The sequence below is a fragment of the Rhizobium sp. RCC_161_2 genome (assembly GCF_041355235.1).
Taxonomy (GTDB): Bacteria; Pseudomonadota; Alphaproteobacteria; order Rhizobiales; family Rhizobiaceae; genus Rhizobium.
The window spans coordinates 51,535-66,006 of record NZ_JBFUPL010000009.1 but is presented as its reverse complement, the minus strand read 5'-3'; the positions used below and the strand labels follow the sequence as shown (position 1 = coordinate 66,006).

12 protein-coding genes are annotated in these 14,472 nt (G+C 61.0%); 7 read left to right on the top strand and 5 right to left on the bottom strand.

All coding sequences use genetic code 11. The features are described from left to right. Positions 1-74 precede the first annotated feature (74 nt). Together ahpF and AB6803_RS22140 are read left to right on the top strand one after the other, a co-directional pair. Positions 75-1,655 (top strand): alkyl hydroperoxide reductase subunit F, encoded by a 1,581-nt coding sequence (gene ahpF / locus AB6803_RS22145; RefSeq protein WP_371110914.1) that lies wholly within the window; start codon positions 75-77, stop codon positions 1,653-1,655. 13 nt (positions 1,656-1,668) lie between these two features. Further along, on the top strand, positions 1,669-2,601 hold the full coding sequence (locus AB6803_RS22140) for a LysR substrate-binding domain-containing protein (RefSeq protein ID WP_371110913.1): 933 nt from the start codon (positions 1,669-1,671) through the stop codon (positions 2,599-2,601). 12 nt (positions 2,602-2,613) lie between these two features. Here AB6803_RS22140 and AB6803_RS22135 read toward each other — a convergent pair whose 3' ends face one another. From AB6803_RS22135 to AB6803_RS22125, 3 genes are all read right to left on the bottom strand, one after another. Next, positions 2,614-3,555, bottom strand: a complete 942-nt coding sequence (locus AB6803_RS22135; RefSeq protein ID WP_371110912.1) for an ornithine cyclodeaminase family protein — start codon at positions 3,553-3,555, stop codon at positions 2,614-2,616. Positions 3,556-3,777: 222 nt separating this feature from the next. After that, on the bottom strand, positions 3,778-4,692 hold the full coding sequence (locus AB6803_RS22130; RefSeq protein WP_371110911.1) for a proline iminopeptidase-family hydrolase: 915 nt from the start codon (positions 4,690-4,692) through the stop codon (positions 3,778-3,780). 53 nt (positions 4,693-4,745) lie between these two features. Next, positions 4,746-5,528, bottom strand: a complete 783-nt coding sequence (locus AB6803_RS22125; protein WP_371110910.1) for an autoinducer binding domain-containing protein — start codon at positions 5,526-5,528, stop codon at positions 4,746-4,748. Positions 5,529-5,655: 127 nt separating this feature from the next. Between AB6803_RS22125 and AB6803_RS22120 the strand changes: the two genes are divergently transcribed. The 5 genes from AB6803_RS22120 to AB6803_RS22100 are packed head-to-tail and all read left to right on the top strand — an operon-like array spanning position 5,656 to position 11,624. After that, on the top strand, positions 5,656-6,546 hold the full coding sequence (locus AB6803_RS22120) for a proline iminopeptidase-family hydrolase (protein ID WP_371110909.1): 891 nt from the start codon (positions 5,656-5,658) through the stop codon (positions 6,544-6,546). A 51-nt stretch (positions 6,547-6,597) separates the two neighbouring features. Continuing rightward, on the top strand, positions 6,598-7,536 hold the full coding sequence (locus tag AB6803_RS22115; RefSeq protein WP_371110908.1) for an ABC transporter permease: 939 nt from the start codon (positions 6,598-6,600) through the stop codon (positions 7,534-7,536). After that, positions 7,533-8,384 carry an ABC transporter permease gene (locus AB6803_RS22110; protein WP_371110907.1) on the top strand — a complete coding sequence of 284 codons (852 nt, stop codon included), beginning with the start codon at positions 7,533-7,535 and terminating at the stop codon, positions 8,382-8,384. The genes AB6803_RS22115 and AB6803_RS22110 overlap by 4 nt, the downstream gene beginning before the upstream one ends. After that, the gene (locus tag AB6803_RS22105) at positions 8,381-10,090 is read left to right on the top strand and encodes a dipeptide ABC transporter ATP-binding protein (protein WP_371110906.1); all 1,710 of its coding nucleotides are present in this window, start codon (positions 8,381-8,383) and stop codon (positions 10,088-10,090) included. Before AB6803_RS22110 ends, AB6803_RS22105 begins: the two co-directional genes overlap by 4 nt. A gap of 19 nt (positions 10,091-10,109) precedes the next feature. Then, positions 10,110-11,624, top strand: coding sequence for an ABC transporter substrate-binding protein (locus AB6803_RS22100; protein ID WP_371110905.1), 1,515 nt, complete (start codon positions 10,110-10,112; stop codon positions 11,622-11,624). Between the two features lie 123 nt (positions 11,625-11,747). Here AB6803_RS22100 and AB6803_RS22095 read toward each other — a convergent pair whose 3' ends face one another. Together AB6803_RS22095 and AB6803_RS22090 are read right to left on the bottom strand one after the other, a co-directional pair. After that, complete coding sequence (locus AB6803_RS22095; protein ID WP_371110904.1) at positions 11,748-12,854, bottom strand: hypothetical protein; 1,107 nt, start codon at positions 12,852-12,854, stop codon at positions 11,748-11,750. 11 nt (positions 12,855-12,865) lie between these two features. Continuing rightward, a complete protein-coding gene (locus tag AB6803_RS22090; RefSeq protein WP_371110903.1) occupies positions 12,866-14,347 on the bottom strand; it encodes an OmpA family protein in 1,482 nt (493 codons plus the stop codon). Between the last annotated feature and the right edge of the window lie 125 nt (positions 14,348-14,472).

Below are 14,472 nucleotides of genomic sequence, written 5' to 3'. Positions count from 1 at the left end.
CGATTTAGACTGATGGCGATTTTGTTCCGAGGGACAACTCGCCCCAATTTTCCTTCCGAACCGGAGACATATCGATGCTTGACGACGCACTGAAAAGCCAGCTCAAGGCCTATCTGGAAAAAGTCGTACGGCCGATAGAGATCCGCGCCAATGTCGATGACAGCGCCAAGTCGAAGGAGATGGTGGCGCTTCTCGAAGACATTACCGGACTCTCCGACAAGATCACCCTCGCCCAGGAGCGTGACACCAGCGAACGAGCCCCTTCATTCGCCCTGACCAGTCCGGGGCATGATATCGACTTGCGTTTCGCCGGCATTCCGCTCGGCCACGAATTTACCTCGCTCGTCCTTGCCCTCTTGCAGACCGGCGGACATCCGCCCCGCGTCGAGCAGGCTATTCTCGACCAGATCCGCGATCTCCATGGCGAATTCCGTTTCGAAACCTATTTCTCGCTGTCGTGCCAGAATTGCCCTGACGTCGTGCAGGCGCTCAACCTGATGTCGATCCTCAATCCGAAGATCAGCCATGTCGCCGTCGACGGCGCCGTATTCCCACAGGAAGTCGCGGATCGGCAGGTCATGTCGGTTCCCACGGTCTATCTGAACGGCGAGGTTTTCGGCCAGGGCCGGATGGAAGTCGAGCAGATCATCGCCAAGCTCGACACGAGCGCTGCAAAGCGCGCCGCCGAAAAGCTCGCAGATCTCGAGCCCTTCGATGTGCTGGTGGTCGGCGGCGGTCCGGCTGGCGCTGCCTCGGCGATCTATGCCGCGCGCAAGGGCATCCGCACGGGTGTCGTCGCCGAACGTTTCGGCGGCCAGGTGCTCGACACTATGGCGATCGAGAACTTCATTTCGGTCCCGCACACCGAAGGCCCGGCCTTCGCCAGTGCCCTTGAGGCGCATGTGAAAGACTATCCCGTCGAGATCATGAACCTGCAACGGGCTGAAAAGCTGACGCCGAAGGGCGATCTGTTCGAGGTTGAGCTTGCCAGCGGCGCGACGCTGAAATCCCGCACGCTGATCCTGTCCACCGGCGCGCGCTGGCGGCAGATGGGCGTTCCTGGCGAGGAGCAATATCGCAACAAGGGTGTCGCCTATTGCCCGCATTGCGATGGCCCGCTGTTCAAGGGCAAGGATGTGGCCGTGATCGGCGGCGGCAATTCCGGCGTCGAGGCGGCGATCGATCTTGCCGGCATCGTCAAGCACGTCACGCTCATCGAATTCGACAGCAAACTGCGCGCTGACGACGTGTTGCAGCGCAAGCTGCGCAGCCTTTCCAACGTCCGGATCATCCTGTCGGCCAAGAGCACAGAAGTGCTGGGCGACGGCAGCAAGGTCACCGGTCTCGTCTACGAAGATCGCAACAAGGACGAGAAGCATACGCTGTCGCTCGACGGCATTTTCGTGCAGATCGGCCTTCTGCCCAATACGGAATGGCTGAAGGGCACCATCACGCTGTCTTCGCGTGGCGAAATCGTCGTCGATCATCACGGCCAGACGTCGCTGCCTGGCGTCTTTGCCGCCGGCGATTGCACCACCGTTCCCTATAAGCAGATCGTCATCGCCGTGGGTGAAGGCGCCAAGGCATCGCTTGCCGCTTTCGACCATCTCATCCGCACCTCCGCCCCCACGGAAGAGGAAGCCAAAGCCGCCTAAGCGGCGAAGCGTCATGACACTCAGAGAACTGGAATATCTCGTCGCGCTGGCCAAATATCGCCATTTTGGCCGCGCGGCCGAGGCTTGCCTGGTCAGCCAGCCAACCTTGTCGGCACAAATCAGGAAGCTCGAGGCGGAACTCGGCACACCGCTGGTGGAGCGCGACGCGCGCTCCTTCATGCTGACCGTCTTCGGTAAGGACGCCGCCGAACGGGCGAAACGGATCCTCGTCGATGTCCAGCAATTGAAGAATGCGGCGCTGCTGAACCAGAACCAGGAGCTCGGAACGCTCCGTCTCGGCGCCTTCCCGACGCTCGGCCCTTATTTCCTGCCGCATGTGGTGCCGCAGGTGCATGAACGCTTCCCGCAACTGGAGATTCTTCTGAGCGAGGAGAAAAGCGGTGTGCTCTTGTCGCGGCTACGGAGCGGCGAGCTTGACGCCGCACTCCTGGCCATGCCGGTCGAGAGCGACCAGCTGCAGGTGGAGTTCCTGTTTGAGGAACCGTTTCTACTCGCCGTGCCGAAGAAGCATCCGCTGGTCGAGCGGGCAAGCATCAGCATGGAAGATCTCTCCCGTTACGACCTGATGCTGCTGGAGGAAGGGCATTGCCTGCGCGAACACGCGCTCGACGTCTGCCGGCTCTCCGGCGCCGGACAGAAATCCTCCTTCCAGGCCACAAGCCTCGAGACGTTGCGCCTGATGGTCGGCGCGAATGTCGGCATCACCCTCCTGCCCTCACTGGCAACCATCGGCCCGATCATGTCGTCGGACCAGATCTGTCTGCTGAAATTCAGCGACGGCAACCCGAAACGCCGTATCGGCCTATGCTGGCGCAGAAGCGCGCCGACCGGTCCGCTTCTGAAGCAGCTGGCGGAGATGTTTCGCGCAACAGCGCAGCAATTGTTACGCGAGGGATCGCATTCTGGCGGCTTAGCGAGAGATTAGAAGGGCGTCGCGTCAAGCTCCACCAGTCCTCGCCTTGAGCGCATCCAGAATGCGAGCGCCCACCAGCACCTCGGTGCCGGCAAGGCCCACGGAGCAAAACAAGGTCGTCTGGTCAGGGCCATCCCGGGCGGCAAGCCTCCCGCTGACGATCGCCGCTAGGTCAACCAGCCGCTCCGCGCTCGGCGTTCCCTCAAGGAAGAACGGCATCTTGTAGGCTTTCACCTGCTCTGGAGAATCCGTGGCAATCAGATGGGCGACGGCGGCAACATCCAGACCCAGTTCGTGCTCGTCCACCATCTTGGGGCCGACGGTATTGATGTGAACGCCGGGCTTCAGCCAATCCGCCTCGATCACTGGCGTCAGGCTGCTTGTGGCGCAGATGACGATATCGGCTTCGCTCACGGCGCACCGCGGCGAGTCCACGGTTTCGATCGGAATGCCCAGGCGCTCTTCCATTTCCAATGCAAATTGATAGCGGTTCCGCTCGCTGCGGCTATATACCCGGACATGAGTAAGCTCGCGAACAAGCGCCGCCGCCTCCAGCTGGGCGCGTGCCTGCTGACCGGTGCCGATGACGCCGACCGTCCTGGCATCGGGGGACGACATATAACGAATGGCAATGCCGCCGATCGCGCCGGTGCGGATCTCTCCCAATCGGGTGCCGATGATGAGGCCCTGAAGCTCCGCCGTTTCCGTTGACCAGACCGCAGTGATCTGTTCGTGGCGAGGTCCTGTGAATGTGTCATAGACCCTGAAGCCAGCGATAGAAGCATCATCGAGCATTCCGCCGATCGTGAAGATCAGGTCACCTTTTTCGGCGAAGGAAACATTGTGCCTCGGCGGCGACACCAGGTCCCCCGTGGACCTGGCAAGGATTGCACCCTCGATCGCTTCTATAGCGAGCCGCATGACCGGAAGCTCCTCCAGATCACCATCGCTCAGAATGATCGCCATCGGCCCCTCCATCGCTAGCGAGTAAACGCACTCTCACACCTCAACCCAGGTTGAGGTCAACAGGAATTTTCGCGCAAACACGGCACGCAATTTCTTTGATCCAAAAGCTCCTCACCAAGGACTTTCGCCGATTCGTTTGTCCCAAATGCGTTTTTCTTCGAAAGAGACCTATTCGTTGCATGCGGAACGACGAAGGTTTAGCCCACCCATACCACCAGAACGTCAGTCATGCCCCGACAGGAAGGCAGAAACGGTTGCCAGGCACAGCTCTTTTTCCTCGACATGCGGCATGTGGCTGGACTGGTCGAAGAGCACCCATTTACAGCCGACGACGCGGTCGACATAGGGCTTGACGACATCGGGCGTCGCCTCGTCATATTTGCCGGAGATCAGCAGCGTCGGGGCTTCGATCAGGGGCAGGCGGTCCTCGATGGTCCAGTCCTTCATCGTGCCGATGACATGGAATTCGGTTGGGCCGTTCATGTTGCGATAGACCGTATTGTCCTCGTCCATGATCGCGAAGGTGCGCGCCACTTCCGGCGGCCAGGGAACGACGCGGCAGACATGCCGGTCGTAGAAGACGCGGGAGGCGGTGATGTATTCCGGATCGGTGATCGTACCCGCCTTTTCGTGTTTCAGAAGCGTATCCTGCACATGCTGCGGCAGCTCGCGGCGGAGCCGATTGGCCTCGGAAACCCAGGTGTGCATGTTCGCCGGCGAATTGGCGATGACGAGCGCCTTCAGCCCCTTCGGCTGGCGAACCGCATGTTCCGCGCCCAACATCCCACCCCAGGACTGGCCGAGAAAAGCGTAGCGATCCTGAATGCCGAGATGCTTCAGCAATGCGTCCAGCTCCTCGAGGAACAGCGCCGGCGTCCAGAAATCGGGACCTTTTTCCGGTAGGCGCGTGGAATTGCCGTTGCCAAGCTGATCGTAGTGAATGACGGCGCGACCGTCGATCTCGGTGATGCCCTTGAAGGAATCGACATAGTCGTGCGTGCAGCCAGGACCGCCATGAGCGACGACGAGGGGCAGCTTGCCGCTATCGAGCGATCCGGTGATGCGATACCAGGTCTGGTATTCGCGAAAGGGCAGGAAGGCTTCTTTCGATGCGACGGCGGCCACGGGTTTCTCCATCTCTTTGACAAGGATGGAAAAGCATAACGCGGCCTCAAGGCCTGCGGCAGCTATCAGAAGTTATAGGATGGCTCGTTATCCAGAAGACGATAATGCGTGGCGCGCACCACCGCCTGCGTGCGGTTCTTGGCGCCGAGCTTCTTGGCAGCGGCATTGAGGTGCATGACGACAGTCGGCACCGAGCGGTCGATGATGCGGGAAATTTCCTTCGCCGAAAGCCCCTCGGCCGAATGGCGCAGGCACTCCCGCTCCCGCTCCGTCAGCCGCATCTTGCCGACGCTGCGCGCGCTGGAATCGAAAAGCGCATAGGCCGTCTCGTGGAAGACATGGGCGAGCAGGCCGAAATCGGCGATGTAGCGGAGCGCATTGCGCTCGAAATCCTTGTTCGCACCGAAACGGATGCCGGTGACCGTCGCATAATCGCCGCGCGGCATGTGCACCGGCACTGTGACGCCCGTCGACATGTCGCGTTCGTTGAGGTAGCGGGCGACCGGTTCGGTATTTTCTCCGAGATAGCGGTTGATCGCCGTATCAGCCTCGACATTGTAGTTCCAGAAAAACGGCGCCGAGGTGCGCAGCGCCACCTGCTGCACCGGATCGATGCGGAAATAGCCGCGGTCGAACCAGTATTCGAGCATATCGTCGGAAATATTGCGCAGCTTCAGAAACGAAGGAACCATGAGCTCACCGTCGAGATCGAAGGGCACCGGCGTGTAGTCGTAAACCAGGGCTTCGAAACCGAGCTGTTGCATCGCCTCGAAAGCCTGGTCGATCCGTCCGTCCAGCGTATCGTGCGCGGTAAACTTGCGTCTGATCGTTCCGATTTCGTCAAGCATGGAGAACTCCGACTTACATCCAAACCCCGACCCTATCACTTCTTATAGCTGGTGTGGATCGCGGTTTACGGTAAAAATTTAATCATGCCCAAATGTTGAGCAAGAAGAATTTTGCCGGAGTAAGCTGATGTGGCGCGAAATGCAGCCGGACGAACGCATGGAAGTCGAAGTCGATGGGCACAAAGTGATTGCCTATAACTTCGGTTCCGGCGCGGAGACCGTCTTCTGCCTTAATGGCGGCCCCGGCCTTCCTTGCGACTACCTGCGCGAGGCGCATTCCTGCCTTGTCGACCAGGGTTATCGCGTCGTTGCCTTCGACCAGCTCGGAACCGGCGCCTCCGACCGCCCCACCGATCCCGCCCTCTGGACGATCGGCCGCTATGTCGAGGAAACCGAAACCGTTCGCAAGGCGCTTGGCCTCGGCAAAGTTCATATGCTCGGCCATTCCTGGGGCGGCTGGCTCGCGATCGACTACGCGCTCACCTATCCGGAAAACCTCCAGACGCTGATCCTCGAAGACACCGTCGCCGACATGCCGCACCTGATCCTGGAACTGGAGCGGCTGCGCTCGGCACTCGGCCCGGAAACCGTGGCGATGATGCAGAAGCATGAGGCGCAAGGCACCTACGATCATCCGGAATACATGGCCGCCGTGACAATCCTCAATTACCGCCATGTCTGTCGCCTGCCGGAATGGCCCGCACCTGTGCGCCGTTCGCTCGACGACTGGAACATGGGGCCTTACGCGACGATGCAGGGGCCGAACGAATTCCTCTATATCGGCAATCTCAAGGACTGGAACCGCATCCCCGACCTGCCGCGCATGACCGTGCCGACGCTGATCACCGTCGGCGAGCACGACGAGCTGACGCCCGCCTGCGCGCTGCGCATGAAGCTTGCCATTCCGAATGCCGAACTCAAGGTGTTTGCGAACGCGAGCCACATGCCCTTCTATGAAAACCCCGGCGATTATTATCCCGCACTTCTCGATTTCCTGGCGAGGCACAGGCAGGCATGATGCAACAGAACGGGTTCAAAAACCGAAGAAGGCCAGGGAGCGATCGTCGCCATGCATCGCTATAGGTTCGTTCTCAGCCGGCCGCTGCAATTCCTGCCTGTCATTTTCGGCATCAGCGTCATTACCTTCATCCTAGTGCGCCTCATTCCTGGCGATCCCGCCCGCAATATTCTCGGCACACGCGCGACGCCGACGGCGCTGGCCAATATCCGCGCCCAATACGGCCTCGATCAGCCGATCTGGCTGCAATACTTCTATTTCCTGAAAAACCTCGCCAATGGCGAGATGGGCAAATCCATCCTCTATAAGATCGATGTGTTGAAGCTGATTTCCACCCGCATCGAGCCGACGGTGGCGCTCGTCGTCGCCAGTGTCATCCTGTCGATCCTTATCGCCGTGCCGATGGCGGCGATTGCCGCCCGCAACAGTGGCCGCGCGGCCGACCATATCGTGCGGATCGTCTCCACCTTCGGCATCGGCTTTCCGCCTTTCTGGCTTGGCCTGATGCTCATCATCCTCTTCAGCGTCGATCTCGGCGTGCTTCCGGTCTCCGGTTATGGCGAGACGCTTGGCGACAAGCTGCAGCATCTCATCCTGCCGAGCCTCACCATCGCTCTGTCGCTGTCGACCGTGCTGACCCGCAGCCTGCGCGCCGCGATGATCGAATCCCTGAAATCGGACGTGGCGACGGCGGCGCGGGCCCGTGGCATGCCGGAGAGCATCGTCTTCTGGCGGCATGTGGTGCCGAATTCGCTGGTGCCGACCATCAACCTGCTGGCGGTCAATATCGGCTGGCTGATCGGCGGCACCGTCGTCGTCGAAAGCGTCTTTGCGCTGCCTGGCATGGGCCAGCTTCTGGTGCGCGCCATCTTCTCACGGGACTATATGGTCGTTCAGGGCGTCGCAATGGTCTTTGCCTGCGCCACCGTGCTCGTCAATTTCCTCGCCGACATCGTCACCGTCGCCGCAGACCCACGGGTGACCATATGAGCCTCCAGGCAACCGTTCCCACTTCCATCGCCTGGCGCCATCTTCTAGGCAAGCGGCTGACGCTCGTCATCGGCGGCGGCATTCTCCTGTTCTTTCTGCTGGCGGCACTCGGCGCTCCGCTGATCGCGCCCTATGATCCAATCCTGCAAAATGCCGATGTCCGCCTGCAGGCACCGTCCCTGTTTCACCCCTTCGGCACCGATAATTTCGGCCGCGATATCCTCTCGCGCGTCCTCTGGGGCACGCGCATCGACCTGCAGATCGCCGTGATCGGCGTCGTCTTTCCCTTCCTGATCGGTACGACCATCGGCACCATCGCCGGTTTCTTCGGCGGCGTGATCGATGCGGTCTTCATGCGGGTCGTCGACATCATCCTCGCCTTTCCCTTCCTCGTGCTGATGCTGTCGATCATTGCCATTCTCGGACCGGGGCTGAGCAGCTTCTATATCGCCATGGCGCTGGTCGGCTGGGTCTCCTATGCCCGCCTCATCCGCGCGCAGATGTTGGTGCTGAAAAACAGCGACTATGCGGTTGCCGCCGTCAGCCTCGGCTTCAGCCGCTTTCGCATCATGTTCCGTCATCTGCTGCCGAATGCCATCGCCGGTTCGATCGTCTTTTCGATGTCGGATGCCGTACTCGTTCTGCTCAGCGGCGCCGCCGTCAGCTATCTCGGTCTTGGGGTACAGCCACCGCTGGCCGAATGGGGCGTCATGGTCGCCGAAGGCCAGAGCTTCATCACCACGGCCTGGTGGATTACGCTGTTTCCCGGCCTCTCTATCGTCTGCCTTGCCTTCGGCTTCAGCATGCTGGGCGATGCACTCGGCGAATTGCTGGGGGTGCACGAATGAGCGCCTCCGTCCTTTCCGTCCGCGATCTCACCGTCAAGGCGCATCTCGACAGCGGCGAGCGCATACTGCTCGATGCCGTATCGCTCGATCTCGCCAAGGGAGAAATCCTCGGCCTTGTCGGCGAAAGCGGCTCCGGCAAAAGCCTGCTCTGCCGCTCGCTGATCCGCCTTCTCCCCTCCTCACTCCTGAAGATCGAAGGCGGCAGTGTCCTGCTCGAGGGTCGCGACCTGACGAGGATCAGCGACGCCGACATGCTGAAGGTACGCGGCGGCGAGATCGGCATGATCTTCCAGAACCCGACCAGCCATCTCGATCCGGTCATGCGGATCGGCAACCAAATCGCCGAGGGCATCCGCTATCATCAGGGTCTCAACGTCCGCGAGGCACGCGCTGCTGCCATCGAAATCCTCGGCCAGGTCGGCTTTCCCGATCCTGTCAGGCAATATGAGAGCTATCCGCACGAATTCTCCGGCGGCATGCGCCAGCGCGCGATGATCGGCGTCGCCCTGGCCTGCAACCCGAAAATCCTGATCGCCGACGAGCCGACGACCGCGCTCGACGTCACCATTCAGGCGCAGATCCTCAAGCTCTTGATGGATATCCGCGACAAGCGTGGCCTCTCGATCATCCTCATCACCCACGATCTCGGCATCGTCGCCCAGACCTGTGACCGCATCGCCGTGATGCGCGGCGGCAAGCTGCTGGAGGAGGGTCCGAAACGGACGCTCCTGTCGCAGCCGCGGCATCCCTACACGATCGACCTGATCAAGAGCCATCCGTCGATGCCCGACGAGGCGGCATCCCTCCCGGAAGCCATAAGAGCCGAAACCCGGCTCAAGCCACTCCTTGAAATCGACGACCTGCACGTCCGTTTCAATGTCGGCGGCGGCTTCCTCAAGGGCAGCGGCGCCAGAACGGTCAACGCCGTCTCGGGCGTCAGCCTCCGGCTGATGCCGGGCGAGACGGTTGGCATCGTCGGCGAATCCGGCAGCGGCAAGAGCACGCTTGCCCGCGCCATCCTTGGCCTGACGCCACTCTCCTCCGGCCATATCACCTTCGGCGGCATCGACCTGGCGCAGCAGAGAACGGCGGGCCTCGCCAAGCTCCGGCGCGAGGCGGCCATGGTGTTCCAGGACCCCTATAACGCGCTCAATCCGCGACTGACGATCGGCGATATGCTCACCGAAGTGCTTAAGGTGCAGGGCAAGGTCGCATCTGCCGACATCCCCGCCCGCGTCGGCGAACTGCTGGATCTCGTCGGGCTGGAGCGGGAATTTGCCAAGCGCAAGCCGCGCAGCATGAGCGGCGGCCAGTGCCAGCGCGCCGGCATTGCCCGTGCGCTCGCCGTCGACCCTCAGCTCATCATCGCCGACGAGTGTGTCGCCGCCCTCGACGTCACCATCCAGGCGCAGATCATCGAGCTCTTCCGCGAGCTGACGCGGAAGATGAATCTGACCCTGCTCTTCATCGCACACGATCTCGCCATCGTCCGCAATCTCTGCGAACGCACCGTCGTGATGTATCGCGGAGAGATCGTCGAGGAAGGCCCGTCCGAGGAGGTCTTCGCGCGTCCGAAACATGCCTACACGGCCTCGCTTATCGCCGCCATTCCGGACATCGACCCGGACAAGCCGCTCTTTGCCGACACCGATCTTCGAGACGCAAACAACGTCGCCGAAATCCTGCCAATCAAACGCATGCCATAACAACCAAGGGAACGATCTTATGACCAGCAAATGGAAATCAATCGGGCTCGCGGCCATCGTCGCCGGCCTTACGCTCACCGCAACCTATGCCGAGGCAGCCGGCGTGCTGACCATTGGCCGCCGTGAGGATTCGACCACGTTCGATCCGATCAAGACGGCGCAGAACATCGATAACTGGGTGTTCTCGAATGTCTATGACGTGCTGATCCGCGTCGACAAGACCGGCACCAAGCTGGAGCCCGGCCTTGCCGAAAGCTGGACCGCGTCCGAGGATGGCCTCACCTATGTCTTCAAGATCCGCGACGCGAAATTCTCCGACGGCTCGCCGCTGACCGCCGAGGATGCCGCCTTCAGCCTGCTGCGCATCCGCGACGACGCGGCCTCGCTCTGGAGCGATTCCTACAAGGTGATCGACACGGCGGTCGCGACCGACCCGCATACCCTGACGATCAAGCTCAAGCATCCTTCCGCACCCTTCCTGTCGACGCTGGCGCTGCCGAATGCCTCCGTCATTTCCAAGAAGGGCATGGAGACGCTCGGCCCCGACGCTTACGCCGAAAAGCCAATCGGCTCCGGCGCTTTCTCCGTCTCGGAGTGGCGGCGCGGCGACCGCATCATCCTCAAGAAGAACCCCTACTTCTGGCAGGCCGACCGGGTGAAGCTCGATGGTGTCGAATGGATTTCCGTGCCGGATGACAACACCCGCATGCTGAACGTCCAGGCCGGCCAGCTCGATACGGCGATCTTCGTTCCCTTCTCCCGCGTGGCAGAGCTGAAGAAGGATCCGAACCTCAATGTCGACATCGATGCCTCGACCCGCGAGGATCACCTCCTGATCAACCACGCGCATGGCGAACTCGGCAAGAAGGAAGTCCGCCAGGCCCTCGACCTCGCCGTCGACAAGAAAGCGATCGTCGATGCCGTTACCTTCGGCCAGGGCACGGTCGCCAATTCCTACATTCCGAAGGGCGCGCTTTATCACTACGCCGACAACCTGCAGCGCCCCTACGATCCGGAAAAGGCCAAGAAGATGCTGGCTGACGCCGGCGTTTCCAACCTGACGCTGACCTATCTTCTGCGCGCTGGCGACGAAGTCGACGAGCAGACGGCCGTGCTGGTGCAGCAGCAATTGCAGAAGGCAGGCATCACCGCCAACCTGCAGAAGGTCGATCCGAGCCAGGAATGGGACATGACGGTCGCCGGCGACTACGACATCTCGGTCAACTACTGGACCAACGACATTCTCGACCCGGACCAGAAGACGACCTTCGTGCTCGGCCACGATTCCAACAACAACTATTCGACCAATTATAAGAACGAAGCGGTGAAGGAACTGGTCGCCAAGGCGCGCCTGGAGCTCGATCCGAAGAAGCGCGAGCAGATGTATATCGATCTGCAGAAGATGGCGAAGGACGACGTCAACTGGATCGACCTCTATTACAGCCCCTATATCAACGTCTCGCGCAAGAACGTTAAAAACTTCTATCAGAACCCGCTCGGCCGCTTCTTCCTGGAAGATACCGTCAAGAACTGAGGTTCCGCCCGAAACATATTTGCTCCGCCGCCCGATCAGCGGCGGAGCATTACCCATTCGGTGGGGAGGATCATGCCGCTCGTCATGGTCTGAGCGGCCATCTGTATGCTCGTCGAAAGTCCGTTACGACGAGGTGGGCACGTCGCCGTGGTCGACCCGGCGCGAGAATTCGGTTTCGATCCCCTTTGCGAGTTTGGCGGCCTGACCAATCCAGTCCTCGCGCTCTATGCGCCCTGGGAAGGCCATATAGCTGCCGACCCATTCGGCGTTTGCCTCTGTCCAGGCCGCGATCTGCGCGAAGGTCCAAATGCCCAGTTCGTTCAGCTTTTCCTCGTTGACATGACCGATGCCGGAGATGCGCTTCAGATTGTCCGGAGTTGCAACCCCTTTCACCGCGGACGGCGGGCGTTGACCTGGATGATCGCCGGCGGCGACGGGAGCAGCGGCGGGTGCCGATGAAGCAAAGCCCGATGACGCGGACGCATCGCCCAGATCGGCCCAGCGCGAAGGTTCGGTTCCGAGCCCTTTCGCCAGTTGTGCCGCCTGCCCGATCCAGTCTTCACGCTCGATGCGCCCCGGAAAGGCCATATAGCTGCCGACCCATTCGGCATTTTCCGGCGTCCAGGCCGCGATCTGCCTGAAGGTCCAGATGCCCAGTTCGTGGAGCTTTCCCTCGTTGACGGGGCCGACCCCATCAATGAGCTTGAGATCGTCCACCGCGCCAACCCCTTTGGGGACGGCTGGCGGGCGTTGGCCGGGATGGATGTGATCGTCTGTGGGAGCGGCGGATACCGGTGCCGACGTGGTTGCTGTCACCGGAGCGGGCGTTGGCTTCGGAGTCGATGTAGGCGTGATGACCAGAGGCGGTATGGGAACTGGAGGCGTGACCCGCACTGGCGTAGGCTCGGCAACCGCAACAGGCTCACTTGCCTCGACCTCCTCCCGCGCACGGAAGCTTGCCAGCCAGCTACCGAGGAAGCAGCCGACGATATAGCTGCCGACGAAAAGCAGAGCGGTTTCCAGGTAGTGCCCCAGCAGACCCGGAAGCCATTTGAAGATGGCGACCACAACGCCCACGAGGAACAGCAGGCTCAACAGCTTGAACCAGCCCGGCCAGGCGTCCGGCCACCAGCCCTTGCCGGACCGCAGGAAAGTCGCAAAACCGACGATGGCCCCGAGCACCAGCGCAAGCAGCATCCAAGGCCAATAAGTCGAAAACAGATAGGTCATCGCTGCCTCCCCTATTTGACAGAGAATTCGATACGGCGATTGAGCGCCTTGCCCTCATCGGTATCGTTCGATGCGACCGGACGCGACGAGCCGAGGCCGATAGCCGTCAACCGGCTTGCCGGCACGCCCGCATCGGTCAGGTAGGCAACGACCGCCTTGGCGCGCTGTTCGGACAGGGCGATGTTTGCCGCCTCGTCTCCGCTCGAATCCGTGTGACCCGAAACCTCCACAGCATTGCCGGGGCACCGGCCGATCGTCGCAACAATCGTATCCAGCACGCCGGACGATACGGCCGATATCCGAGCCTTGCCGGTATCGAAGTTGATCTTTGATTTGCTGAGGATCGTGTTCAGCAGCGATTGGCAATTTGGAGCATCGACAGCCGGCGCGGGCGCGCTGACGGCGATTTCGGCGGGCGCCGCCTTGAAGCCCTCGGGTATCGCGGCGGCAAAGCTGTCCTGAATGCTCTTCACCGCACCGTTATAAAGCGCCTCGCCGGAAAGCTTCGCATCGGTGCCGGAGAGCGAGAACGATCCCTTGGCAAGACGCGACAGGGCGTTGAGCCCGCCGAGTGCTGCGGCCGCAAATCCATCCGGCGCGCCGGGCGCGGCTTTCAGCTCATCGCTGATCTCATCACTGGAGAACAGGCTCTTGGCCGCATCGATGATCTTGCTGTGTGCGTCATCGTCAGAATAACTGCCTGAAAGCGTCAGTTTCCCCGCATCCCTCAAGGCATCGAAACTAAAGGAGGATGGCGCGAGAGCGGGCGTAACGGCGGTCGCCGTTGCCATTGTGGTCGAAGTCGACGTTGCTGCTGGCGCGGGCGTCGGCGACGCTGCAGCAACCACGGGAGCCGGCGCCGTTATATCGGTCTTTGCGAGCGTGAGGCCTTGCGGTAATGCCTTGAGCGCGGTGGTGATCGCGTCATAGGCGTCTCGCGTGGCGGCCGTGCCCGAAATCCCGAGAGCCGCGTCGGACAGAGAGACGCTGCCTTTCTCAAGGCCGGCCAACTGAGCGAGCCCGAACTGCACGGCGCCGTCGTAGCCGGTGGGAGCGCCGCTGGCATATTGCATCTCGTCCTTGATCTCGGCGCCTGAGAAAGCCGTCTTTGCGGCGGAAACGATCTTGTCGCGCGTGGTCGGATTTGGCACATTGCCGGTCAGGACGACGCTTGAGCCTTCATGGATTATGCCCCAGTTGAAGGGCTTGGCGACATCAGGTTCCTTGGTATCGACCAGAACCTTGCGGACACCCCAGACCTGATCCACGGTACTCGCAACCTGCGAGGCCTCGTCCGGGGAAAACACGGTGCCGGAAACCGAGACATCGCGTCCCGCCACACTGAAGGCGGGATTCTGGACGGACGTGCCCAATGCCGAGGTCGACCGGTTACCAAGATCGCTGTTGATGGATTGCCCGGTAAAGATCGTGGCAACGATCCAAACAACCGCCAGGGGGATTAGTCCCCACCACCATTTCGAAGGCTGACTCATAGCTACCCCCTCAAATAACTAGACCTAGGATGGTAATTAATTAGCTTTTAAGCATATACTTTAAATCATTATGACTGCAACACAAATTGCATTCATCACATGTATATACCTTACGATCGATCACG

Bases quoted from the DNA above. Each gene is read 5' to 3' on its own strand.
- AB6803_RS22095 (WP_371110904.1), bottom strand. From the start codon at position 12,854: ATGACCTATCTGTTTTCGACTTATTGGCCTTGGATGCTGCTTGCGCTG.
- AB6803_RS22120 (WP_371110909.1), top strand. From the start codon at position 5,656: ATGTGGCGCGAAATGCAGCCGGACGAACGCATGGAAGTCGAAGTCGAT.
- AB6803_RS22130 (WP_371110911.1), bottom strand. From the start codon at position 4,692: ATGGAGAAACCCGTGGCCGCCGTCGCATCGAAAGAAGCCTTCCTGCCC.
- AB6803_RS22115 (WP_371110908.1), top strand. From the start codon at position 6,598: ATGCATCGCTATAGGTTCGTTCTCAGCCGGCCGCTGCAATTCCTGCCT.
- AB6803_RS22140 (WP_371110913.1), top strand. From the start codon at position 1,669: ATGACACTCAGAGAACTGGAATATCTCGTCGCGCTGGCCAAATATCGC.
- ahpF (WP_371110914.1), top strand. From the start codon at position 75: ATGCTTGACGACGCACTGAAAAGCCAGCTCAAGGCCTATCTGGAAAAA.
- AB6803_RS22125 (WP_371110910.1), bottom strand. From the start codon at position 5,528: ATGCTTGACGAAATCGGAACGATCAGACGCAAGTTTACCGCGCACGAT.
- AB6803_RS22100 (WP_371110905.1), top strand. From the start codon at position 10,110: ATGACCAGCAAATGGAAATCAATCGGGCTCGCGGCCATCGTCGCCGGC.
- AB6803_RS22135 (WP_371110912.1), bottom strand. From the start codon at position 3,555: ATGGCGATCATTCTGAGCGATGGTGATCTGGAGGAGCTTCCGGTCATG.
- AB6803_RS22090 (WP_371110903.1), bottom strand. From the start codon at position 14,347: ATGAGTCAGCCTTCGAAATGGTGGTGGGGACTAATCCCCCTGGCGGTT.
- AB6803_RS22110 (WP_371110907.1), top strand. From the start codon at position 7,533: ATGAGCCTCCAGGCAACCGTTCCCACTTCCATCGCCTGGCGCCATCTT.
- AB6803_RS22105 (WP_371110906.1), top strand. From the start codon at position 8,381: ATGAGCGCCTCCGTCCTTTCCGTCCGCGATCTCACCGTCAAGGCGCAT.